General features: G+C 59.7%; 23 protein-coding genes and 1 tRNA gene. 18 read left to right on the top strand and 6 right to left on the bottom strand.

Annotated elements, in window-relative coordinates; genetic code table 11:
* Position 1 precedes the first annotated feature (1 nt).
* The 4 genes from Enr8_RS06135 to Enr8_RS06120 form a co-directional block, all read right to left on the bottom strand.
* A complete protein-coding gene (locus Enr8_RS06135) occupies positions 2 to 1,357 on the bottom strand; it encodes a Na(+)-translocating NADH-quinone reductase subunit A (protein WP_146429695.1) in 1,356 nt (451 codons plus the stop codon).
* 424 nt (positions 1,358 to 1,781) lie between these two features.
* Entirely contained in the window at positions 1,782 to 2,534 is a 753-nt protein-coding gene (locus Enr8_RS06130) for a HisA/HisF-related TIM barrel protein (RefSeq protein WP_186767461.1), read from the bottom strand.
* On the bottom strand, positions 2,518 to 4,017 hold the full coding sequence (locus Enr8_RS06125) for a prenyltransferase/squalene oxidase repeat-containing protein (protein ID WP_186767460.1): 1,500 nt from the start codon (positions 4,015 to 4,017) through the stop codon (positions 2,518 to 2,520). Before Enr8_RS06125 ends, Enr8_RS06130 begins: the two co-directional genes overlap by 17 nt.
* Positions 4,018 to 4,249: 232 nt before the next feature.
* Positions 4,250 to 5,773, bottom strand: coding sequence for a prenyltransferase/squalene oxidase repeat-containing protein (locus Enr8_RS06120; RefSeq protein ID WP_146429692.1), 1,524 nt, complete (start codon positions 5,771 to 5,773; stop codon positions 4,250 to 4,252).
* A gap of 409 nt (positions 5,774 to 6,182) precedes the next feature.
* Here Enr8_RS06120 and rpmG point away from each other — a divergent pair, with 409 nt between their 5' ends.
* The 16 genes from rpmG to Enr8_RS26585 all read left to right on the top strand — a co-directional run bounded on the left by rpmG (position 6,183) and on the right by Enr8_RS26585 (position 21,310).
* Positions 6,183 to 6,347, top strand: a complete 165-nt coding sequence (rpmG, locus tag Enr8_RS06115) for a 50S ribosomal protein L33 (RefSeq protein ID WP_146429691.1) — start codon at positions 6,183 to 6,185, stop codon at positions 6,345 to 6,347.
* A gap of 132 nt (positions 6,348 to 6,479) precedes the next feature.
* Positions 6,480 to 8,240 carry a single-stranded-DNA-specific exonuclease RecJ gene (recJ, locus tag Enr8_RS06110; RefSeq protein ID WP_146429690.1) on the top strand — a complete coding sequence of 587 codons (1,761 nt, stop codon included), beginning with the start codon at positions 6,480 to 6,482 and terminating at the stop codon, positions 8,238 to 8,240.
* Positions 8,241 to 8,478: 238 nt separating this feature from the next.
* Positions 8,479 to 8,552: transfer RNA gene (locus Enr8_RS06105), tRNA-Pro, on the top strand.
* Between the two features lie 61 nt (positions 8,553 to 8,613).
* A complete protein-coding gene (locus tag Enr8_RS25255) occupies positions 8,614 to 8,844 on the top strand; it encodes a hypothetical protein (protein ID WP_186767459.1) in 231 nt (76 codons plus the stop codon).
* A gap of 183 nt (positions 8,845 to 9,027) precedes the next feature.
* Entirely contained in the window at positions 9,028 to 10,425 is a 1,398-nt protein-coding gene (locus Enr8_RS25250; protein ID WP_186767458.1) for an integrase core domain-containing protein, read from the top strand.
* A 318-nt stretch (positions 10,426 to 10,743) separates the two neighbouring features.
* Complete coding sequence (locus tag Enr8_RS06090) at positions 10,744 to 11,478, top strand: ImuA family protein (RefSeq protein ID WP_186767457.1); 735 nt, start codon at positions 10,744 to 10,746, stop codon at positions 11,476 to 11,478.
* Between the two features lie 7 nt (positions 11,479 to 11,485).
* On the top strand, positions 11,486 to 12,964 hold the full coding sequence (locus Enr8_RS06085; protein ID WP_246119958.1) for a Y-family DNA polymerase: 1,479 nt from the start codon (positions 11,486 to 11,488) through the stop codon (positions 12,962 to 12,964).
* 2 nt (positions 12,965 to 12,966) lie between these two features.
* Positions 12,967 to 16,047, top strand: a complete 3,081-nt coding sequence (locus Enr8_RS06080; RefSeq protein ID WP_146429687.1) for an error-prone DNA polymerase — start codon at positions 12,967 to 12,969, stop codon at positions 16,045 to 16,047.
* Positions 16,048 to 16,236: 189 nt separating this feature from the next.
* Entirely contained in the window at positions 16,237 to 17,130 is an 894-nt protein-coding gene (locus Enr8_RS06075; RefSeq protein ID WP_146429686.1) for a dienelactone hydrolase family protein, read from the top strand.
* Between the two features lie 256 nt (positions 17,131 to 17,386).
* The gene (locus Enr8_RS06070) at positions 17,387 to 18,499 is read left to right on the top strand and encodes an alanine racemase (RefSeq protein WP_146429685.1); all 1,113 of its coding nucleotides are present in this window, start codon (positions 17,387 to 17,389) and stop codon (positions 18,497 to 18,499) included.
* Between the two features lie 46 nt (positions 18,500 to 18,545).
* Complete coding sequence (locus Enr8_RS25750; RefSeq protein WP_222434800.1) at positions 18,546 to 19,103, top strand: membrane dipeptidase; 558 nt, start codon at positions 18,546 to 18,548, stop codon at positions 19,101 to 19,103.
* The gene (locus Enr8_RS25745; protein WP_246119957.1) at positions 19,093 to 19,404 is read left to right on the top strand and encodes a membrane dipeptidase; all 312 of its coding nucleotides are present in this window, start codon (positions 19,093 to 19,095) and stop codon (positions 19,402 to 19,404) included. The genes Enr8_RS25750 and Enr8_RS25745 overlap by 11 nt, the downstream gene beginning before the upstream one ends.
* A gap of 190 nt (positions 19,405 to 19,594) precedes the next feature.
* Positions 19,595 to 19,936 (top strand): sialidase family protein, encoded by a 342-nt coding sequence (locus Enr8_RS06060; RefSeq protein WP_146429684.1) that lies wholly within the window; start codon positions 19,595 to 19,597, stop codon positions 19,934 to 19,936.
* Positions 19,936 to 20,124 (top strand): hypothetical protein, encoded by a 189-nt coding sequence (locus tag Enr8_RS06055; protein WP_146429683.1) that lies wholly within the window; start codon positions 19,936 to 19,938, stop codon positions 20,122 to 20,124. The genes Enr8_RS06060 and Enr8_RS06055 overlap by 1 nt, the downstream gene beginning before the upstream one ends.
* A gap of 50 nt (positions 20,125 to 20,174) precedes the next feature.
* Complete coding sequence (locus Enr8_RS06050) at positions 20,175 to 21,131, top strand: succinylglutamate desuccinylase/aspartoacylase domain-containing protein (RefSeq protein WP_146429682.1); 957 nt, start codon at positions 20,175 to 20,177, stop codon at positions 21,129 to 21,131.
* Positions 21,077 to 21,310 (top strand): HEAT repeat domain-containing protein, encoded by a 234-nt coding sequence (locus Enr8_RS26585; protein WP_146430002.1) that lies wholly within the window; start codon positions 21,077 to 21,079, stop codon positions 21,308 to 21,310. Before Enr8_RS06050 ends, Enr8_RS26585 begins: the two co-directional genes overlap by 55 nt.
* On the opposite strand, the gene Enr8_RS06040 is transcribed toward Enr8_RS26585, so the two are convergent.
* Together Enr8_RS06040 and Enr8_RS06035 are read right to left on the bottom strand one after the other, a co-directional pair.
* Entirely contained in the window at positions 21,307 to 22,158 is an 852-nt protein-coding gene (locus Enr8_RS06040) for a fumarylacetoacetate hydrolase family protein (RefSeq protein WP_146429681.1), read from the bottom strand. The genes Enr8_RS26585 and Enr8_RS06040 overlap by 4 nt on opposite strands.
* On the bottom strand, positions 22,149 to 23,360 hold the full coding sequence (locus tag Enr8_RS06035) for an aspartate aminotransferase family protein (protein ID WP_146429680.1): 1,212 nt from the start codon (positions 23,358 to 23,360) through the stop codon (positions 22,149 to 22,151). Before Enr8_RS06035 ends, Enr8_RS06040 begins: the two co-directional genes overlap by 10 nt.
* Here Enr8_RS06035 and Enr8_RS06030 point away from each other — a divergent pair.
* Positions 23,323 to 23,718 carry an MlrC C-terminal domain-containing protein gene (locus Enr8_RS06030; RefSeq protein ID WP_146429679.1) on the top strand — a complete coding sequence of 132 codons (396 nt, stop codon included), beginning with the start codon at positions 23,323 to 23,325 and terminating at the stop codon, positions 23,716 to 23,718. The two genes, Enr8_RS06035 and Enr8_RS06030, sit on opposite strands and share 38 nt — an antisense overlap.
* Before the next feature lie 87 nt (positions 23,719 to 23,805).
* Positions 23,806 to 25,107, top strand: coding sequence for a hypothetical protein (locus tag Enr8_RS06025; protein ID WP_146429678.1), 1,302 nt, complete (start codon positions 23,806 to 23,808; stop codon positions 25,105 to 25,107).
* The last annotated feature ends 95 nt before the right edge of the window (positions 25,108 to 25,202 follow it).

Genomic DNA, 25,202 nt, shown 5'->3' with positions numbered 1-25,202 from the left:
ATTACCCCTCGGCCTCAATGCGGGTCAGGTTCTTCCGCAGGGCGCTGCCGAAGTCGTGCTTGCCGGTGTCGACGTAGGTGCAAAGCGCCAAGTCTTCCTCTTCCAATTCCAAGGCGCCCAGCGCCTGGGCCGATTCCATATCTTCGACGACCAGCGACTTTAGCAGCGCGGTCGGCTCGATATCGAGCGGCATTACTTGTTCGTACATTCCCGACGGAATGATCGCTCGGTGACTCCCTTCGCTGCAGGTCGTAAAGTCGTACGACTTGCCGCCGCCGGTCAGGGCCGACAAGAAGACCGGCTTCACCGAGAACTTACCGAAGCCGAGCGTCAGCCACCCCATGAAGTCGCGGCTGTCCCCTTCGACCAACACGGAGATCTGATTGTGGTAGCGGCCCAGGAAAAGGTTCGGATCGGCACAGGTGCGTCCCCCGAAGACCGAACCGGAGATCACCCGCAGATCGCCATCTTTCAGCTTGCCGGCGGTCAGTTCCGTCAAGTCGGCGCCCAGCGTGGTCTCGATCAGGCTCGGCGAGTTGACGGCAGGACCCGCCAGCGACAAGATCCGCTTGACGTCGAGACGCCCGGTCTTGAACAGCGAGCCAATCGCCAACACGTCTTGGTATCCGATGTACCAGACGAACCGCTCGCGACCCGCCGGATAGAGACAGTGAATGTGCGTGCCGGGCAAACCAGCCGGATGCGGTCCCGCGAACTCGACCACTTCGCCGAACTCAAGGTCATCGCCGGGGATGTCGGCGCCGGAAGCGCGACAAACGAACATCGGCCCGTCGGTCAGCTTGCTCAGCGCCTCCAGACCAGCGGTGAACTCCGCCTTCCGTTGACCAATCACTACCGCCGGATCCGCCGCCAGCGGGTTGGTATCGATCGCCGTGACGAACAAGGCCAGCGGCGTAGCGGTCGGCGAAGGCGTCTTGCCGTAAGGACGCTGCCGCAACGCCGGCCAGAGCCCAGCGGCGACCAATCCTTCGACCACCTGCTCTCGAGACAACGACAACAGCGACTGATCGCCATGCGCGGTGAACTCGATTTGGTCGTCCCCTTGCTTTTCGACGACCACCGACAGGAACCGACGCTTGGCGCCGCGATTGACCGCGACCACCTTGCCGGCCGCCGGCGACGTAAAGAGTACGCCGGGGTTCTTTTTGTCTTCAAACAGCGGCTGGCCAACTTTGACCGCGTCCCCTTCGGAGACCATCATTGTCGGCCGCATGCCGATGTAGTCGTCTCCCAGAAGTGCGACGCGGCTGACTGCTGCAGCCGACTCGATAGTCTGTTGAGGACGACCCGAAATCGGCAGGTCGAGCCCTCGTTTCAACGTAATAGTTCGTGGCATCCGCGGCTCCGAACGGGCAAATCTGGCCCTGGAAATTACTGCGTATCGCTGCGTTAAGGAGCGAGCAACTTTACACTGTGAAAAGTTTCACAATGTAAAAGTCATGCAGGCCTGGGAAGGTTGTTGAAATCGTCTGCGGCGAACGAATGGAAGCTCTATGTTAAAGGTTCGCCGTGAAGAAGATGCCACCCCAGGCATGTCCGAAAATTGTCTCGCTATCTTCGAAATAATATCGGCTCGGGACTGAGTCGCAAGGGGAGAATTCCTCGCCATACGTTTCCCAATCGCATTCCAAGATGGCGCAACTCCCCGTTTCTCGCAACATCAAACGCGTCGAACGTTTCGCAGACGATACGCGGGAAAATACAGATCCGTTAAAAAACAACGACAAAAACCTCTTTGCCGTAGCGCGAGAGCCGCGAGATTACTCCCCAGAACCCATTAATATTTTTTCATCTTGATGCAGCGCCGAAGAGACAAGCACGCGCGAGGCGCCGATCGTTCGCTGCCAAGCGATTTCTTTCAGCGAGCGGATCCCGCCCCCCGTGATCCACTCAATCTCTTCATATTGCGACGCCAGCTCGCGGCACAGCGTCTCCGTCCCGGTTCCCCGCCCTTCCCCAACTTGAACCAGGTCAAGCAACACCACCCGCCGGACCCCACAATCGACCGCCTTTTCCGCGATTTCCTCGGCGCGAATCGCCCCACCGACGATCTTCAGCGGGCGTCCATGACGCAAATCGAGACTGAACGTCGCCCGACCGCCGAACGCGTTAGCGATTTCCCGCAAATCTTCCCAACGACCAAGCGTTTCGAGCCCGACGATCAGCGAGGCGATCCCCTCCTCCCCCAAAACGTCGAGCACTCGCTGGCAGTCATTCGCAAAGGCCAGGTGGGCATCCAAATGCAACTGCAACCCGGCGCCGGTGATTTTCCGCCAGCTTTCCCATTGCGGCGACTGATCGACAATCGCGTCGAGATCGGCCACGTAGATGTCTCGGAATCCAAACCGAGACGCCATCGCCGCGGCGACATCGCCTGGGTCGGCGCTGCTGCACAAACGACTCTCGATCGGGCGATAACGGTTGCGCACTCCGCCGACGCCGCGCACCACCAATCCTCCCTGGAGATCAATCACCGGCAGAATCGCCGCTTGCAAATCAGAACTTGAATTCAATCGACTGGTCAGAATAAAGGGGCATGTGGCGGTAGTAGACCTCCAAGATCATCGCCGCCAGGCAGGTGGTGTAGAGTCTTCCCCCTTCTTCCAGATAGGGGTCGTCAAATCGCCAGCTACCCGCATCATACAAGGCGTTTGACTGCGTCTTAATAAGGTAGTTACTCAGCTCATCATTCCACTTCGTCCACGCCGGGCCGCCATGATGGGCCATCACGTTGGTGGCGTAGTAGTTGTAGTACATATCGAACTTTGACGGCCCTTCCTTGGCCAAAAACTTCGCCCCCCGCGTCAATCGCGGATCCTCGCGTTTCCAGCCCAGATACATCCGGCACAACAACCCAATCGCCGACGTCGACGGCTTTTTGCCCGGACGTTGATAGCCATAGTTGGCGCCGCCGTCCGACTGCACCGTATCAAGAAAGTGCTCGGCCATCCCGATTCGCGGCGAAGAAACCTGCAGGCCGCCAATCAGCGCACTCTTGAGCGCCATCAGCTGCCAGCCGAAGACCGACGTATCGCCCGGCTCCCCTGGCTGATAGCGCCATCCGCCCCCAGAGTGCTGTGCGAACTCGATGAATTTTACCGCCTCCTGTGCGTCTTGCTTCAGGTCGGGATCTTCCGTCATTGCGTACGCCTCGCACAAGGCGATCGCCGCTAATCCGTGGCAATACATGCCAAACTGTGTTCCCCCCGTCATATCGCCCCCATGATCACTGACGATCATGTGCGTTCGCAGGTAATACAGGCCGTTCGCCACCGTCTCTTGGTACGGACTCTCCCGCTGATGCGTATATCCCTTCCCCAAAAACGGCAGCAGCGCTAAGCCGGTCGCTCCCATGATCGCATTCGCTGACCCCGGATCGGTTGCCCGCGCTCCTTGTGGCCCGTTGCGATGATTGAAGTCCCAGTGGCCATCTTTGTTCTGTTGGGCGGCGATCCACGCCAAGGCTCGCTCCACCGCGTCTTGCGTCGCCGGAGAACCGCCTCGTTGCTGCAACAGCCCAGGCTGATTGGCGGGGTCGCGCCCGTCGAACCCGCCCGCCCCCGCAGGCGGCACGTAGGTCAACTGCGCTGATTCAGAGAACATCATCGCCGGCGACGGGATCGCGCTGCTGGGCGCCTCCGACGGCGCCGTCTGAGCCAACTGCTGCGCAAGCTCATTCAGGGCGAAGGTCGAATCGTTGATAACGTCCCCCTGAATATCAGCCACCTCTGGCTGCCACTTCGGGATCTCCTCCAGCGGCACGACCGGATCGGCTTCACCGACGATAATCCCTGGCGGCCCTTCCTGGCGATCGTCTCGCAAGATCCACAGCCCCAGCGCCAGCACCAACAGCAAGTGGAACAACAGGCTGCTCATCCAGCCGGCCGATCCCTTGAATCGCCGCGACAGCCACTGCACCAGCGCACTCTCCTTCAGCGCCCCTTTCCGGGGCGCTGAAGTCTTCGCGACGCTCGTCGAGGCCGTTAGGATGCGCATCGGTCACTACATTCGGAAAATTGCCTACGCCCCGCATAATCGGCGCGCACTGCCACGTTTACCGACAACTATAGCTTGGCCGAAAGTGCGCGATGCCTGCAAACAATGCGAAAAGAAAGCCAGGAACCGCAGCAGATCCCCCCCGAAAAGCGCCAGCCTGACGGCCCCACGAAAAAAGCCGCCCCCCGACGGGGAACGGCTCTTCGGTTACGCAATTTGCAGCCTCATCACTTTACAGCGGGAAGTCTTCTTCCGAGGCGGTGTTCTTATAGATCGGCAGGTGGCGGTAGTAGACCTCTAGCGTCAACAGCGACAGCGAGGTGTTGTACAAGCGGCCTCCCTTGTCGGTGTGCAAACCGTTGAAGTGCCAGCTACCCGCCTCCGCCTGATTTTCAGGAACTTGCGACTTGATCAGGAAGTCGCGTTGCTTGACGTTCCACGCGCCCCACTTCGGCCCGCCGTAGTGACGCATCACCTGCGTGGCGTAGTAGTTGTAGTACATGTTCGCATTGTTGCCGGTCGAGGGACCTTGCTTGGAAAGATAGGCGACCCCCTTCTCCAGCGCCGGATTATCTTTCTTCCAGCCCAAATACATGCGGCACAGCAGCCCGACCGGCGTCGTCGCCTTTCCAGCGCCAGGATCGACGTAGCCATACTTGGCCCCGCCATCGCTCTGCACCGAGTCGAGGAACTTCATGGAGCCAGCGATCGTGTTCCGCGGCACTTCCAAGTAGCCCATGTGACCGCTCTTCAGCGCCATCAACTGCCAGCCGACCACCGAGGTATCACCCGCCTGTCGCGGTTGATAGCGCCAGCCGCCCCCAACGGGATCTTGGCACGAAACGATGTAATTGAGCGAAGCCTGAGCCGGTGCCGCCAAGTCCTTGTCTTGCGTCATCGCGTACGCTTCGCACAAGGCGATCGAACCGAGGCCGTGTGAGTACATATTGCCGTTCGATTCAGCCAGGCTTCCTTCACGCCCGCGAACCTGCATCAAGCGAACCAGCGAGGTCAAACCAGCGCCGACTTGCTTTTTGTACTTACCTTCTTTGTGCGTGTGCCCCGATCCCAGGAACGGCAACAGCCCCATGGCGGTTGCGGCTCGCGGCGAGTTGCTGAACTCACCGAAGTTCTTCGATTCGCCTGGCTTCTTGGCGCCGCGACGATGATCGAAGTTCCAGGTACCGTCAGGAAGTTGGTGATCGGCGATCCACTTTAGTCCAGCGACGACCGCCGCCTCGCTACCGCCGTTACCGCCCCCTTCGCTCAACATCTTGGTCCGCTGCGCTTGACCGCGGCCGCTGGTGCCGTTGCCGGTGATGCCCGCGTCGGTCGTCATCATGTCAGTGAACGGAGCAGTCTGATCGGCAAAATCGACCAGATCCATTTGCGTTGGCGCCGCTTCCAATTCCTGGAAGTCGGAAATGATGTTTTCTTCCGAGATGACCGCGTCTTCCATCTGCTCTGGCGGCTTGTCGAAATCGAGCTTCATCTCATCGATCGGCTCGAACTCCTCCATCTTAAACTCTTCGATCTCCTCAGCGTCGGCCGTATCGTCGACAACGATTTCCCGCTGCTGATTGACGCGCTGCGCCACCGGCAACAACACCAAAATCAAAATCAGCAGGAAGTGAACGACCAGGCTGACCAGCCACGACGGAACCGCCGTCAGCAGAATGAAGCGGCTACTTACGCCCGAACGAACTTCTTCTTCATCCGGCTCGAGGTCATTTTGAGGAGAATCGGGAGTCGCCATGTCAATTACCTTCGCTCTACGCCAAATGCGCAGAAATCAGTCCTTGAAGGAAGAAAAGAAAGGTCGAAAGCAGATTTGCCGCCGGGAAAAGGGACGCCGCCATTAAACGGCCGACGCCAATTATCGCATCATTAACTCAATTTTAGAAGGATCCAATTGCCGCCAAGCCCCCCTAACAGGGGAAATCACGCCAATAGTCCTGCTAAGGGAGACATTCGTTGTCACCCTCGTCGAATATTCCACAGCTCTTAAGCGATTGCGAAATTGATTTGTACTCACCGCAATTGATGCTTCATTTGCCCGGAAAGGGACTAGCGGGCTCCCCAGGCGATTCGGTATATTGCGGGATTCAAGCATACAAGCTAGGCATCGCCCTAATTCACTCAAAGCTGTCCAGGGACCCGGCGTCATGGCCAAAAAGAACAAGAAAGCGGAAACCGTCTTCCTCGTCTGCGAAGAATCAGGCGACTACAACTACACGCTGAAGCGCAAGCCGGGTGGCGAAAAGCTGAAGCTGAAGAAATATTGCCCCCGTCTGCGCAAGCACACCTGGCACAACGAAAAGAAGAAGTAGTCTCGCCCTTCTGTCGAGACTCTTTGGCTGCAAACCGCCGAATTGGCGGTGGTTCGTTGATTTTTCGGCCAGGATGCGTCAGACTCACGTCCGTCTCGATCCCTTCGCCACGGACTGGAGTTTTCTTTCGCGATGGAAAAGCGCTGGCGCATTTTTCCCCACGACGCCGCTCGCATTCGGCAGCTTGAGCAAACCGCCGGCGTTCCGCCGGTCGTCGCCCAACTGCTACTAAGCCGCGGGCTCACCGACCCCGGCGCGGTTCGCGGCTTCCTCGAAGCCAAATTTTCGGACCTGCGCGATCCGGAATTTTTGCCCGGAGTCACCGCAGCCGCCGAGCGAATCTACGCCGCCGTGGAGGAAAAACGCCGCATCACGGTCTATGGCGACTACGACGCCGACGGCATCACCTCGTCGGCAATCCTCTATCGCTGCCTTCAAATCTTGGGGGCCGATGTCGGCTACTATGTTCCCAGCCGGTTTGACGAAGGGTACGGCCTGAACAGCGAAGCGCTCGAGAAACTGGTTCAGCGCGGAACCAAGCTGCTAGTCACCGTCGACTGCGGCATTGCCAGCGTCAAAGAAGCCGACTTCGCCAAAGAGCTTGGCCTGGAACTGATCATCACCGACCACCACGAGTTTGCTGATCAACTTCCTGACGCGGCGGCGATCGTTCACCCTCGCTTGCCAGGGACCAACTATCCTTTTGGCGGCCTCTGCGGCGCCGGCGTCGCCTTCAAACTCGCCTGGGCGCTGTGCCAAAAATCGAGCAATGCCCGTCGGGTCACCGATCGCCTCCGCAACTTCCTGCTGACCGCCGTCGGACTCGCTTCGATTGGCACGGTGGCCGACGTGGTTCCGCTGGTCGACGAAAACCGCCTGATCGTTCGCCATGGCCTTAACTGCCTCCGCGAGTACCCCGTCCCCGGCATCGAAGCGATCCTGGAGGTCGCCAAACTGGGCGACAAGAAGCAGCTGACCAGCGAAGACATCGGCTTTATGATCGGCCCCCGGCTGAATGCAGCGGGGCGCCTGGGCCAAGCCCAACTGGCGATCGAACTGCTGACGACCGACTCCCGCGAGCGTGCCCAAGCCCTTGCCGAATACATCCACCAGTTGAACGACAGTCGCGGCAGCCTCGAACGCAGCATCTATCTGGCCGCCCAAAAGCAGGCGAAAGAAGAGTTCGATCCGGTCAACGATCCGGCCCTCGTTCTCGCTGGCCACGGTTGGCACGTCGGCGTCATCGGCATCGTCGCCGGCCGCCTGGCCGACAAGTACAACCGCCCGGTCGTGCTGATCGCCCTCGATCAGGCTGGCGTCAAACCAGGCGCCGGATCGGCCCGTAGCGCGTGCGGCCTGAATCTGCACGAAGCGCTAAAAGCGTGCGAGCATCACCTGCTCGGCTGCGGCGGCCATGCCGCGGCAGCCGGTTTGCAGATCGAAGCGGACAAGATCGACGCATTTCGCGCCGAGTTCGTCGAATACGCCGCGGCGGAAGTGACCGACGAGTCGCAAGTCGCCGAGATCGCGATCGACGCCGAAGCCCCGATCAGCCAGCTCACCTACAAGACGGTCAACCAGATCGAAATGCTTGCCCCCTTTGGCGAGGGCAATCGCCGCCCGATTATGTGCGCCAGCGGCGCCAAGCTGGTCGACAAACCGAAACGAATCGGCGGCGGCGAACGCCACCTGGCCGTCCATCTCGAGCATCATGGCGTCCGCATCCGAGGCGTCGCCTTCGGTCAGGGCGACTGGGCCGAACCGCTCGCCAAACACGACGGCCTGCTCGACATAGCCTTCCAGCCGGTCATCAACAACTTCCGCGGCCGCAGCAACGTCGAACTCCAGCTAGTCGACTGGAAACCACACGCCGGCGACACGCCGCTTGCGTAACGACGCACATCGAACAACCTCCACCACTTCTCCCCCAAAAAACCGAAGAACGAGCCGGCCGCCAGAAGTCGTTGCCGCAACGAAAGTTACGCCCCCAATTTTTCTGCGAACCAAGCCGCCCAGAACCGCCTCCTGCTATTGACGCTTCGGCATCAGACATCTATAAACGGACTTTCGACCTGGGGATTTATCCCTAACAGGTAACTTTCCAAAGGGCCAAAGCCCCAGCGGAAAAAATCGGGGCGTGGCTCAGCCTGGTAGAGCGCTGCGTTCGGGACGCAGAGGTCGCACGTTCAAATCGTGTCGCCCCGACTTATTTTTCTTCGGCGATTTCTTGCTTTTCGCCGCTTGCTTCCAACCATTGAAACGCCAAATGCACGTTTCAATGCACGAATTGGAGAGCAAGCCATGCCGCGGCAGCCCAAACCCTTCTTCCGCAAACAGACCAAAAAGCTGGTACTGCAGCTTCGCCGGTCGTCAAATTTCCCTCGGCAAAGACCGAGAAGCCGCCCATACCAAATTCCACGAATTAATGGCCGATCAGCAGCAGGTCAAAAGCGACCTGACCACGCTCTACGAGCTATCCAAGGCCTATCTCGACTAGTGCCAGGAAAACCGCAAGCCAGCCACCTACAGTCGCCATCTCTACCACCTGAAGTCCTTCATCGAAAGCGTCGGCAAACAGCTTCGCCCGTCGCAGTTGCAAGTCCATCAAGTCAGAAAATGGCACGAGGGCCTCGGCATCGGCTCGACTGCTCAAAACGACGCCGTGGGCATCGTCCAACGCATGCTCAATTGGTCCGTTGAACAAGAATATCTCCCCCGCAACCCGATCGCCGGCATGAAGAAGCCACGGCGAAAACGCCGTGACGTCTTTTATACGGCCCAACAGTGGAAGCAAATCCGAGAAAACACATCTGGCCCGCTCGTGGAATTGCTCGACTTTCTCTACCTAACCGGTTGCCGCCCTCTCGAAGCCAGGTCGATCGAGGCCCGTCAGCTGCACGGTGATCTCGTCATCTTCCCCGCAGATGAATCGAAGGGGAAACACGAACCGCGGGTGATCTACCTGGTGCCGGATGCAAAAGCCATTCTCGATCGTCTTGCCAAGGATCGCCCTGCCGGAGCCCTGTTTCGGAATCAGCGAGGCCGGCCCTGGACCAAAGATTCGATCAAATGCAAGCTGACCCGCGTTAGTAAAGCGGTCGGCTTCCGCGTGATCGCGTATGGCGCCCGGCACTCGTTTGCGACGGAGGCACTGACCAAAGGGGGCGTCGATCCGATTTCCGTCGCTCACCGCCTCGTGAAGTTCGGGGCAAAGCTGGGAAAGGCGGTTCACGAGATCGTCACCATTGTGGGGCCAAGTACAATTCTCCGTTGGATTCGCGAATCGAAGAAGCCGGGCGGCGTCAAGCAAGTTCGAAAAGGACGCCCCCGAACCAAAGAGGAGATCCGCGAACTGATCATTCGGTTCGCCCGAGAAAACGACTGGGGGTACACCCGGATCATGGGAGAGCTCAAGAAGCTTGGCATCAAGCCGCCGTCACGCAACACCGTGAAGAATATCCTCAAGGAGAACGGGCTCGAGCCAGGTCCCAAGCGCGGGGAAGGAACGTGGGACGAGTTCCTGAAGATGCATGCCGCCACGCTCTGGCAATGTGACTTCTACGCCAAGCGGGTGCTGACGCTCAAGGGCTGGCGGGATCTGTATTTGCTGATTTTCCTGCATGTCGAATCCCGCCAGGTCTACATCGCGCCGTCAACGTTTCATCCCAATGAAGAGTGGGCCATGCAGCAAGCTGAAGCGTTCTTGGAGCACGTGAAGTCAGTTGACCTACCCATCGAAACCTTGATGCATGATCGGGACAAGAAGTTCACGGCCAAGGTTGACGACGCGTTCCAGGCCGCGGACATTCGGGTCGTGAAATCGGCCTACCGATCACCCAACACCAACGCGTTCGTCGAACGGTTTATCCAGACGCTGCAGCGCGAATGCCTGGATCATTTTGTGGTGTTTGGCGAGCAGCATATGGACTACTTGGTGAAAGAATTTGTCGGTTTCTATCACGCGGAACGGCCGCATCAGGGGAAAGACAATTCTCCGCTGGAAGGTCGAACGAGCCGGAACCCGATGTCCTGTCGATCGGTGCGGTCGCCTGTTGTGAACGACTTGGCGGAGTGTTGAAGCACTACCATCGTCAGGCGGCGTGAAGTTGTTGGCTGCGTCTTTGATCTTTGCGACGTTCTATCGCCAATTCTTGCCGCCCGCTGCGGCGCTGATCGTTGAGCGATCGCACCGAACCGTGTTTGGCTGCTGAAAAACTGCCGCAACTTGGAACTCCGATTGGCTTGGAATGGCGGATCCAAGTTGACCACGCGTCGGCTTATTTTCTCACTTCTATTTTTTGCACAGGACGGTTGACGCCCCACTTTTCCATCTTGGAGAATCAAACGGTTGACAAGCAGTGAACGCATGTATACATTCACTAGCGAGGTTACAACCATGACGGACATGCCCACCGAAACTCGCCTGGAAACGATCGCCCATCTGCAGCGGCAAATTGGGGTTTGTGAGCGCGGAGCGTGGGGCGCCGCAGAAGTTGTTTCGACCGGATGTACGGCGATAGATCAACTTTTACCAGGCGGGGGAGTTCGCCGCGGCGGCCTGATCGAATGGATTGGTCAGTCGCACGGCGGCGGCGGCGCGGGGACGTTGTCGCTGATTGTGGCCCGCCACGTTTGCCCGGCGGAAAAGACGGTAGTGATCATTGACGCCGAGCGGCGGATTGCGCCGGCGGCGCTCGCCAATTTAGGTTTCGATCTGGCGAAAGTCTGGATCGTGCGTCCTCAAACGAAGCAGGAGGCTTGGTGGACAGGCGAAGAAGCGCTGCGTTGTGCAGCGGTCGGTCTGGTATGGGCCGACATTCAGCAATTACCAACCACGCAATTTCGCCGCTGGCAGCTAGCGGTCGAAGCTTCGCAGGGAGTTGGTTTTCTGTTGCGTCCCGAATCGGCGCTGCGTCACACGTCGTGGGCCGATGCCCGACTGGCGGTGCGCACCGTTTGCTCGCACGACGCTTCGCCTGCTTACCAGGTCGAAAGCGTCTACAGTCACGGACGAACTTCACGCTCCAAGGCTGGCGTTCAGATCAACCGATTTACGGGGGCGCTGCATGAATCGGCCAGCCACCTGCCAGCCAACATCCACGCGACGAATTCTTTGTCTCTGGTTTCCTGAGTGGCCGGTGCAGCGGCTGATCGCCGCCCAGCCCGATCTGGCGACTTCGCTGGTGATCGTCGCCAGTGAGAACCACCGGGGACAGTTCGTCTATGCCTGCAATCGCGTTGCTCGCCAGCGCGGCGTCCGCCCTGGCATGCCAATCTCCGAAGCCCGGTCACTGGCCCAGCGACAAGATCGCCTGACGATTGAGCCGTGGCAAGCCGACGCCGATCGACAGGCCTTGCAACAGATCGCCGTTTGGTGCGAGCGTTTCAGTTTTTGCGTCGGTTTGGAAGAAGTCGAAGCGCCGCAGTGCTTGTTGCTCGACGTCACCGGCATCGCTCACTTTTTTGAAGACGAACCGTCGCTGGCCCAGCAACTGCGTCAAGCGCTACAGCAACGACGCCTGGAAGGACGGATCGCCATCGCCGAGTCGCTCGGCCAAGCGTGGGGCGCTGCGCATTGCCTGGCGCATGCCGATCGCGAAGCGGTCATCCCCACCGGTCAGTCGCTTGATCAACTGCCGTTGGCGGCGATTCGTTTGCCACAGACCGCGCAGACGAAACTACAGCGGCTCGGCATCTCTACCATTGGCGAGTTGCGCCGACTCGACCGGGCGTCGCTTGCCAAACGTTTCAGCACAGAGGTTCTGCTGCGACTCGATCAATGGAGCGGCCAACTGCCGGAGTTGATCACTCCTTGTCGCCCCCTTCCCAAGTTTCAAACAGAGCGGCGCCTGGAAGTGGGCGTTACGCAAACGGCGGCAATCGAACAGATCTGGACGTCGCTGCTGACGCGACTGCTTGACCTACTCAGGCCGCGACATCTCGGCCTGCGGGGAATCCTATTTCTAGCTTTGCAGGAAGATCGCCGCCGCTGGGAGAAAACGCTGCGTCTGTGCGCAGCGACCGCCGACGAGCGGCACCTGCACGAGCTATTGCGGCTGAAGCTGGAAAAGTGGCGACTGACGGCGCCGCTGGTCGAGCTGTCGCTTGAAGCGCTCGACGTTGCGCCGCTGACTGCGGCACAACAAGATTGGCTGCAGGGAGAATCGCAAGACGATGCTCGGCAATTGTCAACGCTGATCAATCGGCTCAGCAGTCGCTTGGGGGAAGAGTCGGTCGCACGGGCACGACTGCTCCCTGATCCGGTACCGGAGCACGCGACCGGCGATTGCAGTTTGCAAGAGCAAGCGACGCTTTCCGCGGCGCCTTTCACGCCGTCGTTTCAACCGCTCGATCGGCCGACGGCGCTGTTTCGCGAACCGCGTCCGGTCGACGTTATCGCCGTGCTACCCGACGGCCCGCCGAGCGCCCTGTTTTGGAAACATACGCGGTTTGACGTCGCCCGCTACTGGGGCCCCGAGCGGATCGAATCGCGATGGTGGCGGCAAGCGTATGTGCGGCGCGATTACTACTGGATCGAAACGACCGCTGGGGCGCGGCTGTGGGTCTTTCGCCGCATGCAGGATGCGCGGTGGTTCTGGCAAGGAGAGTTGCTCTAGCCATGCGTTACGCCGAGCTCCATTGTCGCACCAACTTTTCCTTCCTCGAAGCGGCCTCGCATCCTGACGAACAGGTAACGACGGCCCAAGAGTTGGGGTACGCGGCGCTGGCGATCACTGACCGCAACACGCTGGCCGGAGTCGTCCGCGCCAACACCGCCGCCAAAGAGCAGGGTCTAAAAATTTTGATCGGCAGCGAGATTATGCCGGTCGACGCTCCGCCGGTCGTCCTGTGGGCGAAAGACCGCGGCGGCTACGCCAATCTCTGCCGGCTGATCACCCTGGGCCGATGTCGGGCGCCCAAAGGAGAATGCCACCTGACGCTCGCCGATATCGCCGCGCATACCGCTGGCCTGTTGGCAGGCGTCGTCCCGCCTGCCGAACATGAACGCCTTTCGCCAGAGGAGATCTTCCCGTATCGCGAGATCTTCGGAAAATCGGCCTACCTGCTGGCCGAACTGTTCCGCGGTCCGCATGACGAAGATCGCATCGATTGGCTGATCCAACTTTCGCAACAGACAAACTTGCCGCTAGTCGCCGCCGGCGGGGCCCTCTTTCATTCGCCCCAGCGCAAACCGCTGCACGATGTAATAACCGCCATTCGCCATCGGACGACCGTGGCGTTGGCGGGTCAATACCTGCAAACCAGCGGCGAACATCATCTACGCAGCCGCGACACGATCACCCAACTCTTCGCCAGGCTGCCAGAAGCGGTCGAGCGAACGCTGGAGATCGCCGACGCCTGTACTTTTCGCCTGGATGAGTTGCGGTACGAATATCCAGAGGAACTGGCGCCGCAGGGCATGACTCCGATTCAGTACTTGCGGCAACTCACCTGGGAAGGCGCCACGCGGCGCTATCCGGCTGGCGTCCCTGACAAAGTCCGCGGCCTGGTCGAGCATGAACTGAAGCTGATTGAAGAACTCCATTACGAACCTTACTTTCTGACCGTGTGGAACTTAATGCGGTATGCCCGGTCGCGCGGCATTTTGTGTCAGGGGCGAGGATCGGCGGCGAACTCAGCCGTTTGCTTTTGCATCGGCGTGACCGAGGTCGATCCTGATCGCATCAACGTGCTGTTCGAGCGGTTCATTAGTCGCGAACGGGACGAGGCGCCCGACATTGACGTCGACTTTGAGCATGAACGTCGCGAAGAAGTGCTGCAGTACGTCTACGAAAAATATGGCCGCGACCGGGCCGGCATCACTGCGGTGACGATCACCTATCGCCCCCGCTCGGCGATTCGCGACGTCGGCAAGGCGCTTGGACTATCGCTTGACCTGGTCGACCGCCTGGCGAAGAACGCCGATCATTACCGGGCGGCGACTGACTTTCAGCAGCGCTGCAAAGAGGCGGGGCTCGACGGGCGCAGCGAAGTCGGCCAACAGTTTCTCTACCTGGTGCAGCAGTTGGTCGGCTTTCCGCGGCATCTGTCGCAACATACCGGCGGCATGGTCATCACCCGCGGTCCGCTGCATGATCTAGTGCCGATCGAAAACGCGGCGATGGAAGGGCGGACCGTTGTCGAGTGGAACAAGGACGACCTCGACGATCTCGGCATCTTGAAGGTCGACTGTCTGGCGCTCGGCATGCTGACGGCGATTCGCAAATGCTTCACGCTGATTGAAGGTTCAACCCAGCGACAATATACGCTCGCCAATGTGCCGGCCGAAGATCCGCAGGTTTACGACATGATCTGCCGCGCCGATACGATCGGCGTCTTTCAGATCGAATCGCGAGCGCAAATGTCGATGCTGCCCCGGTTGCGGCCGCGTGAGTTTTACGACCTGGTAATCGAAGTCGCCATCGTGCGTCCCGGGCCGATTCAAGGGGATATGGTGCATCCCTATCTTCGGCGGCGATCTGGCGAACAAGCGGTTGAATATCCCAATTCCGCGATCGAAGCGGTGCTGGAAAAAACGCTCGGCGTGCCGCTCTTTCAAGAGCAATGCATGCAACTGGCGATCGTCGCCGCCGGCTTTACGCCGGGCGAGGCTGATCAGTTGCGCCGCGCGATGGGCGCCTGGCGACGTCCTGGCGTGATCGACCAGTTTCGCAAGAAGTTGATCGACGGGATGGCCCAGCATGGCCTAACCGGCGACTTTGCCGAGCGAGTCTTTCATCAGATCCGCGGCTTTGGCGAATATGGCTTTCCCGAGTCGCATGCCGCCAGCTTTGCGCTGCTGGTCTATGTCAGCGCGTGGCTCAAATTTCACTACCCGGCCCACTTTTGCGCCGCAGTGATCAACAGCCAACCGATGGGCTTTTACGCGCCGGCGCAACTGATTCAAGATGCCCGCAACCATGACGTCGTCGTGCTGCCGGTCGATGTGAACCATAGCGACTGGGACTGCACGATCGAACAAGGAGCGATCCGGCTTGGCATGCGGATGATCGGCGGTCTGCAGCAAGCGTCGGGCACGGCGATCTCAACGGCTAGGCAAGCGTGCGAGTTCCGCTCGCTGAGCGATTTCGCCCGCCGCACGGCGCTGTCACAGGCGCAGATTTTGCAACTGGCCGAAGCCGACGCGCTGCGCAGTTTGAATGGCGTTCGCCGCGATGCGTTGTGGGGCGCGCTGGGCGTGGAACCGCGGATGCGACAGAAGACGCTCTTCGACGACCTGGCGCCGCCGGCCGAACCGGTCGCTCGCTTGCCGCAGATGTCGGCGGAAGAAGAAGTCCACGCCGACTACCGCATGACCGGGCTCTCACTGCGCGCCCACCCCCTTTCCTTTCATCGCGAAGGCCTGACGCAGTTAGGGATCGCTGCGACCGCCGAACTAGCCCGGATGCCCAACAACGCCCCGGTCAAAATCGCCGGCATTGTGCTGTTGCGGCAGCGCCCCAGCACCGCCAAAGGGATCACCTTTGTAACGATCGAAGACGAAACCGGCGTCGCCAATCTGGTGGTGCATCACAAGACCTGGGAACGGTTCCGGCGGATTACGCGACGTTCACAGGCCTGGATTGTGTACGGCAAGGTCGAAAAGAAGGATACCGTCATTCACGTGCTGGTACGACGACTGGAAGACATGACGGTTCGCCTGCGGGCCCTACCGGTGAAGTCGCGCGACTTTCGCTAAGACGAGAACAAACGGTCGCCAAGCCCCCAGAAATAGCGTTTTCCGCCGCTAACCAAGATCCGCCGCCTACGACCGGAAGGTATGAATACTTACGGACCGACAACGACTGGCGCCCTAGGTTAAAGGGATGCCGCTTTCCGAACGACGCCATCCTCACCGACTCGCCCCACCCACCTGGAAGGAACAACCATGACCCGCAAGCAAGCCTCCGAGTTTCAACAGGAAGTGCTCGACCTGTACGACGACTACGCCCACGGAAGACTTTCGCGGCGCGACTACGTGCGCAAGCTGGGCGTCTTTGCCGTGGGGGGACTGACGGTGGAGTCGCTCCTCTCCAGCCTTTCCCCCAACTACGCCTGGGCGGAAGAAGTTAAACCGGACGATCCGCGGATCAAAACCGAGATGGTCTCGTACGAGTCGAAGGATGGCGGCGGCACGATCAAAGGGCTGCTCGCCAAGCCAAGCCAAGGAACCAAGTTCCCCGCCGTGCTTGTGATTCACGAGAATCGCGGGCTCAATCCATATATCGAAGATGTCGCCCGCCGACTGGCCGTCTCCGGCTTTCTGGCGTTTGCTCCCGACGCACTGACGCCGCTCGGCGGTTATCCCGGCAACGACGACGATGGCCGGGCGATGCAGGCCAAACGGGATCAAGGCGAAATGATCAACGACTTTGTCGCAGCGGCGAAGTGGTTGGACGCGCGGCCCGACTCGACCGGCAAGTTGGGCGTGGTCGGCTTCTGCTTTGGGGGCGGCATGGTCTATCAGGTGGCGATCCGTCTGCCGGATGTGGTTGACGCTGGGGTTCCGTTCTACGGGCGGCAACCCAATCTCGCCGACGTGAGGAAGCTCAAAGCTCCGTTGTTGATTCAAAACGCCGGACTCGACAAGCGAATCCTGGATGGCGCACCGCCGTTTGAAAAGGCGCTGAAAGAGAACAACAAGACGTTCGAGTCCTTCGTCTATCCCGAGGTCAATCACGGCTTCCACAACGACACCACCCCGCGCTTCGACGAAGCGGCGGCCCAGTTGGCCTGGAGCCGCACGCTCGAGTTCTTCCACAAAGAGCTCGATCCGAAGTAGCGTAACTTCACAGCCGCTTGCTGCTACTGGCGACGCCGCATTGGAACGGCGTCGCCATTTTTTTTGTGCGCGCCTCTGCTCCTCGGAGAACGCCGTAAAGGCAACAAACGGCAAGTTGCGGCAATCTCCGCTGGTGGAATCAGGGCACGGCATCGTCTACCCTGATTGGCGCTGGCGGACAAACTTCCGCTCCCCTTCCCCGTTCACTCCCGAAGATGACGGTGCAACCTCACCGACCGACAAAGGATCATCGCCCGTGGCAAACCGATTTGAACGAGCTAGGCAGGAGTTAATCGCTACGCCGGCCCTGGTGATCGATTTGCCGACGATTGAGCACAACCTGCAGCGATTGCACTGCTACGCCAAGCAACATGGCCTACAGGTTCGCCCCCATACCAAGACCCACAAGTCGCGACGGCTGGCCCGGATGCAGATCGAACACGGGAGCGTCGGCCTGACGGTCGCCAAACTGGGAGAAGCGGAGGTGATGGCCGCCGAGTCGAACGACCTCCTGATCGCCTACCCCGCGATCGATCCCGATCGTCGGCGCCGCGTTGCCGAGCTTGCCAAGTCGCACACCATTCGCGTGGCGGTCGATTCGTCGTATGGGATCAGCGTCTTGGCCGCGGCGGCCGAAGCGGCAGGCTCGACAATTGGCATCCTGATTGACCTGAACATCGGCTTTCCTCGCACCGGCGCCGCTACTCCGAAGATCGCCTTAGAACTGGCCCAGCAAGTCGCCCAGGCAGGCAAATCGCTGCGGCTGGACGGGATTCTGTTCTATCCCGGTCACGTCTGGGCGCCCGCCGATCAGCAGGCCGAAATTTTGACGCAGATTGATCAGCGTCTAGCCGAAACGATCGCTCTTTGGGAAGCGCACGGGCTGACCGCAAACATCGTCAGCGGCGGCTCGACGCCCACCGCGTTTCAATCCCACATGATCCGCCGCCAAACCGAGATCCGACCCGGCACCTATATCTACAACGACATGAATACGGTCCGCGCCGGCTATTGCACGCTCGACGACTGCGCCGCAGCGGTGATCGCGACCGTCGTCAGCACTGCGGTTCCCGGCAAATGCGTGATCGACGCCGGCAACAAGACGCTCACCAGCGACCGCAATGTGCTGCAACCAGAAACGGGCTTCGGGCATGTCGTCGAATATCCTGACGCACAGATCGTTCGTCTTAGCGAAGAACATGGCGAAATCGACTTCGCCGCTTGCGATTCGCTGCCCCAACTGGGCGAGCGAGTCACGATCATTCCCAACCATATTTGCCCCTGCGTTAACCTGCAGAACCACGCCTACCTGCAAACGGCGGACGGAATCGAACAAGACAGCGTCGATGCCCGCGGCCTGCTGACATGATCTAGATACCTGCCTTCCCCTGCGACTCAAACACGAAGGACTATGCGTGAGACCAATCTTCGACGCCCACCTCGATTTGGCCTGGAATGCACTGCAGTGGAATCGCGACCTGACGCAATCACTGGAAGAAATGCGTCGCCATGAAGCCCACATGACCGACCATCCATCGCGCGGCCACGTTACCGTGACGCTGCCAGAAATGAAGCGAGGCGGGATCCAAGTTTGCTTGGCGACGGTCCTTACCCGTTCGAAACCAGAGGTCTGCCCAGAGCACGGTTTTTCCCGCGTCGATCTCGACTTTCGCAACCAGACGATCGCCCACGCGACCGGCATGGGGCAAGTCGCCTACTATCAACTGCTCGACCAGTTGGGCGAGATCAAACTGATTCGCACGGCCGCACAACTCCAAGCCCATCTCGTCGCATCCGCTGAAAGCGATGTGGAACCAATCGGCGTGATCCTGGCGATGGAAGGCGCTGATCCGATTTACTCGCCAGAGCAGGCCGAGATGTGGTGGGATCTCGGTCTCCGGCAATCGCCAATTCTCCGACGACCAGATCCGTGCGCTCGTTGCCCGCGGCGCGGTGATCGGCATGGCGTTTGACGGCTGGATGCTCAAGCCAGGCTGGGTCCGAGGCGAGACCTCCCCAGCGTCGATCTCTGTGAACGCGACGGCCGACCATGTCGATCACATCTGCCAGTTGGCCGGCAACACGCGTCACGTTGGCATCGGCAGCGACCTCGATGGAGGATTCGGAACCGAGCAAACGCCGCACGATTTAAACTCGATCGCCGACCTCCAACAGCTGGCGACGACGCTGGCCAACCGGGGGTACGCAGACAACGATATTCGGGACATTTTTGCCGGCAATTACCTACGCCTGTTTCTAAGCAGCTTGCCCTAAACGGGGGAAAATCGAAGGCAATCCCGATATCCACCAAAGAGACCACAACCACGTGCCCCCAACAAGAGTGCGTGGGCTTTTTTTGCCCAAAAGTATTGCTGTCGACATTTTCGCCGATATCTTGACGACAAAAACAAGTCGTCACTGACCTCAAACCGAGCTCCCGCCACCTTCGCGAAAGCCGAATCTTATGACCCGCCTACTTCCGCTAAGCCTATTTTTCGCCGTGTCGCTGCCCCTTGCCGCTTTGGCCGGGCCACCCCAAACCGTTTTTGTCCAGGAGACCGGCCCCAATAATCCACGCAACTCGGAAGGGGCGTTTGTCACGCGAAAGGATGGATCGATTCTCTACGTCTACACCCGGTTCCGAGGCAAACATGCCGGCGACAACGCCCTTGGCTATCTCGCCAGTTGCATTTCGCAGGATGGCGGTGCGACCTGGGAAGAAGTGGATGAGCCGCTGGTCCCCAAGATCGGCAAAGAAAATGACATGTCGGTTTCCCTGCTCCGGTTGCAGGACGGTTCGCCCTGATGCCCGGTACGTACGACATCCAAATCGAAGGGTTCGAGGGAGAGGACATGCCGGTTAGCGAGCCGGGCCAACCAGCCAGCCAACGCAAACAGATCTTGCCGGCTCAGTACAACAGCAAGTCAAAGCTCGACCCGTTGACGGTTAATCAAGGAGATCGTCCAAAGCAAAAAAATTTCGAGCTCAACTGACCAACTTCGCCTGACCAGACGCAGGCCGACCATCTTCGGATCGGTCTGTTTTGCAATCGCTAGAATTCTCCTTTGTAGAGCAGCGCACGTATGCCAACTCGCTTGATATCCGCCATTTGCACGCCGCTTCATCCGAGCGGCGACCTGCACGTCGCGGGCTGGTGGTGCTGACCCCGTACCTGATGAAGTTCACCGAGTCGGAACTGCTCCAGTACTATCTGCAATTGGCGGACGCCGCCAACAAGCCGGCATTCCAAATTCACAGCCGCAACAGCCCCGACGGTTTGGACCTGGCCCGCGTCTTTCCCGGCACGCCGCATGGTCGCCCTACCGAGCAAATCGCTTTCGCCGTCAACGAATTGATTGAATCGGACGACTATCTGATTGACTTGCATACCGGAGGTCAGGCCCTCAATATCTCGCCGCTGGTCGGCTACATGCTCGTTCCCGGTGAAGCGGTAATAGAGCAGCGTCAAATGGCTCATGCCTTTGGGCTGCCGATCGTATGGGGAACAAGTTTGCGTCTGGAGGGACGCTCGTTGTCGGCCGCACGCGACGCCGCCATGCCGGCGATTTACGGCGCTGGAGTCGCCGCCTACGTCGACGGTTGCCTACGGGTCATGACGCAGCTCAATATGCTTTCAGCGACCGCAGAGGCGGAAGAGCCTTGCCGCTGCGTTGTCGAAGATGACCGCGATGCGAGCGGACACCTGCAGACCAACTATCCCGCTCCGATCGCCGGCTACTACGAGGCGACTGCGCCCATCGATGCGAGGGTCGCTCCTGGAGATGAGCTTGGACGCATCTTTAACACGCAGCGTCAGAATCCAACCATCGTCACCGCAACCCAGCACGGCCGCCTAATCACCCGTCGCGTCTTGCCAGCCGTCGCGGTGGGCGACTGCCTGGCAGTGATTTTGGAATTTCCTGCCGATACGGAGTCGCGTGATGCCTGGTCTATTTTCACGCGGCGCTGGCTCGCTGCGGCGATGCCGACGCGAAAGTAGCGCTGCAGGCCGATCTGCACCATGCCGATCCGGCGATTCGCGTCTACGCCGCCGAGTTCTGCGGGCAGGCTCAAATCTCGGCGGCGATTCCAGCCCTGACGCAACTGCTGGAGGACGACAACCTCGACGTCCGCATTCGGGCGGCGCAGTCGTTGTTGGCGCTTAGCAAGGAGGCTTAAGCGTCCTTGCAAACCTGACGCTGTTCCCCCAAGCCGGCGATCGATAGGGTCATCACGTCTCCCGCCTTCAAAAACCGCGGCGGCTTCATCCCCAGTCCAACGCCCGGCGGAGTGCCGGTCGAGATCAGGTCGCCCGCTTCCAGCGTCATAAACTGCGACAGGTAGTGAATCACAAAGCAAGGATCAAAGATCATCGTCTTCGTATTGCCGGTCTGCATGCGCTCGCCGTTGACGTCGAGCGTCATCGCCAGGTCGCTGACGTCGGCAATCTCGTCGGTCGTCGCCAGGAACGGGCCGAGGGGATTGAACGTATCGCAGCTTTTCCCCTTCACCCACTGGCCGCCACGTTCTAGTTGAAAATGACGCTCCGAGACGTCGTTCGAGATGCAGTAGCCGGCGATATGCTCCGCCGCTTGCTCGACGCTATCGAGATAGCGCGCGTCTCTGCCGATCACGACCCCCAGTTCGACTTCCCAGTCCGACTTCTCGCTCTTCCGGGGAATCAACACGTCGTCAAACGGCCCGACGACGGTGTTCGTACCTTTGAAGAAGATGATCGGCTCTTCCGGAATCGCCATCCCCGACTCTTTGGCGTGATCCGCATAGTTCAAACCGACGCAGATCACCTTGCCCGGGCGGGCGATCGGCGCTCCCCAACGCACGTCTTCGGCGATGTCGGGATACGAATCGAGCGAACGCGCCGCTTCGGCCAACTTGGCCAAGCCGCCTGATTGAAAGAACTCGCGATCATAACGCTCAACGACCGAGCTGAGATCTTTCCGCACGCCAGCGGCGGTAAGCAGCCCTGGCTTTTCTTTGCCCAGCGGGCCGAATTGAATTAACTGCATCCCATCGTTTCCTTCATCGACGCATCAATCGCTTCCATCACATGCTCGAGAACGGCGTCGTCATGCTGCGTTCCGACATACCAGCGAGCGTCGGGCAACAGTTGCACACCGTTGTCGAGCATCGCCGCTCGGAAGCGACCATAGGTTTCCATATCGGTGCGGGTCATCTCGCGATAGTCGCGCGGCGCCTGCTTGACGCCAAAGTGTACCGAAAAAACAGTTCCCACGCCGCTCACCGCCGCATCCAGGCCATATTTGGCCGCCGAGGCGGTCAACGTCTCGGCGATCGCTTTACCGTGAGCGTTCATTCGCTCGTACGTGCCTGGCTTCCGTAGTTCGCGAATCGTCTCGATCGCGGCGACGATGTTGAAGGTCGTGCCGTTGTACGTGCCCGAGTGAATCGTCCGCATGTCGCGGAGGACTTCAAACATCTCGGCCCGGCCGCCAACCGCTGACATCGTGAAGCCGCCGGCAAGCGCCTTGCCGTAGACCGACAGGTCGGGCTCTAAGCCGAAGTACTCGCGTGCTCCGCCCAGCGCGATCCGAAAACCAGTGATCACCTCGTCGAAGATTGAGACGGCGCCATACTCGCGACAGAGCTCGATCAGCGTCTCCAGGTACTCGGGCCGCGGCATGCAACTGCCCGAGTTGGCCAAGACCGGCTCGGTCAGCACGCAGGCAAATTCGTGCCCATGTCGGTGGAAGAAGTCTTTGAGGGCGTCGATGTCGTTCCAGGGCAACACCATCGTGTCGGTGAATTCGCTCTCGGGTTGCCCGCCGCAGGTCGCTTGCGGCAAGGTCGAATCTACGATCTTCGGCCGGTACGAAACGAGCACGTTGTTCAGCCAGCCGTGATTGTGCCCTTCAAACTTCAGAATCTTGTCGCGGCCCGTATGAGCCCGGGCAATGCGAATCGCCGACTGAATCGCTTCGGTGCCGGTGTTCGAGAAGATGACCTGCTGGACGCCGGGAACCGAATCGACGATCAGTTCGGCCAGTTCGATTTCGGCGATATGCTGGCAGCCGTAGGTGTACCCCTTTTCCAACTGACGCGCGACCGCCGCGTTGATGCCGGCATGGTTCGAGCCGACGATCAGCGGGCCCCAGCCCAGCGTGTAGTCGGCGCGGCAGTTGCCGTCGACATCATAGAAATAGCGAGATCGCTTGCATGGCGCTCCGCTGCAGGTCGAATGCCAGGTCATCTCGGTGCATGAAGGTCGTTTCGCCGAAGAGCAACCGCGTCATGGCGGCAAGACTGAATACGACATGAGTCCGACCGCCATCGTCCAGACTAAGACTGGGCTCACGCTGCAAATCACCACGCACCGCACCGCCCCCTGGTCGCTGCGACAACTGACGCACTGCGATCTGGCGCCGACCGATTTCCGAATTATCGTCGCCAAAGGGGTCAACGCTCCGTTGGCCGCGTACGCCGACGTTTGCCCCCACTTCTTCCGGGTTGATACGCCGGGGGTAACGACCGCCAATCTCTCGCGATTGGACTATGCGAAGCGGCGAAATGAGATGTATCCGTTCGAACTTCATGCGGTTTGGCGATAGCCTCGCCGATCTCAGCTTGACTTGACGAGCCCAAGCGGTTACCCCGTAAAGGATAGAGAAGTTCTTTCCCTTTACGCTTGCCGCCGCATGAACGCCAGCTCGCCCGCCGTTTTCACTCTCTCCGCCGTCATCGCCGCCTGGTTGCTGATGACGACGCCCAGCTATGCCCAGCTGAATTTCGAGCACGAGCCGATCAACTACGGCGCCAACCTGAGAGACGATCCGATTGCGCAGTTGCAGCAAGCGCTCGACGACGGGAAAACCGAGCTGAACTATTCTGACGAGCATGGTTATCTCGAAGCGGTGTTGGAAGAGTTAGGAATCTCGCCCGAGTCGCAGGTCCTGGTTTACTCGAAGACCAGCTTTCAGCTATCGCGCATCACGCCGCGGCGCCCGCGGGCGCTCTACTTCAACGACCAGACCTACATCGGTTGGGTCCAGCGGGGCGACGTGCTCGAAATCATGACGACCGATCCGCAGCAAGGCGCCGTCTTCTACACTCTCTCGCAAGAGAAGGACAAGAAGCCGAAGTTTGTGCAGGATCAGGGTCAGTGTCTCTCGTGTCACGCTTCCAGCCGTACACAAAATGTCCCCGGCGGGCTTATTCGCTCGGCATTCGTTAATCCGGCCGGTCAGCCGCACTATGGGTCCGGCACCTTCACCACCGATCACAGCAGTCCGTTTGAAGACCGTTGGGGCGGTTGGTACGTCACCGGCACGCATGGCGACATGCGTCACATGGGGAACGTCATCTCCAAGGATCGCGACTTCCCCGAGAAGATCGATCGCGAGGCGGGCGCCAACGTGACCGACCTATCGGAACGTCTCAAAACGGATCCTTACCTGACTTCGCACAGCGACATCGTGGCGCTGATGGTGCTGGAACATCAGACGCAAATGCAAAACTATTTGACGCTCGTCAACTTTGAATCGCGGATGGCCCAGCATCATGATCAGGTGATGAACAAGGCGCTCGAACGACCGGCCGACTACGTCAGCGATACGACCGAGCGGCGGATCCACAACGCCTGCGACAAGTTGATTCGGTACATGTTGTTCGCCGACGAGTTCCCGCTGACGTCGCCAGTGGAAGGCACATCGCAATTCGCACGCGAGTTCGCCGCGGTTGGTCCCCAAGATTCCAAGGAGCGATCCTTGCGCGATCTTGACCTGCACTTGCGGCTGTTTCGCTATCCCTGCAGCTACATGATCTATTCTCCGCAGTTCGATCAATTGCCTGACGGCGCCAAACGCTACATCGTCGATCGGCTGCAGAAAATCTTGACCGACGGCGATCCCGAGTTCACGCATCTAACGCCGCAGGATCGGGAAAACATTCGCGAGATCCTCGCCGAAACGAAGCCTGATCTCTGGAACTCCGGTTCGTAACAGTCGCGCCGATTGGTCGAGCGAACCATCCTCCTCATAAACGGTTCGCCCCCTATGATTGCATCCGCCAGTCGAAATATGTCCGTTCCTGCGGC

Origin of the sequence: Blastopirellula retiformator (assembly GCF_007859755.1) — a bacterium.
GTDB classification, from domain to species: Bacteria; Planctomycetota; Planctomycetia; order Pirellulales; family Pirellulaceae; genus Blastopirellula; species Blastopirellula retiformator.
This window is presented reverse-complemented; position numbering and strand designations above follow the sequence as displayed.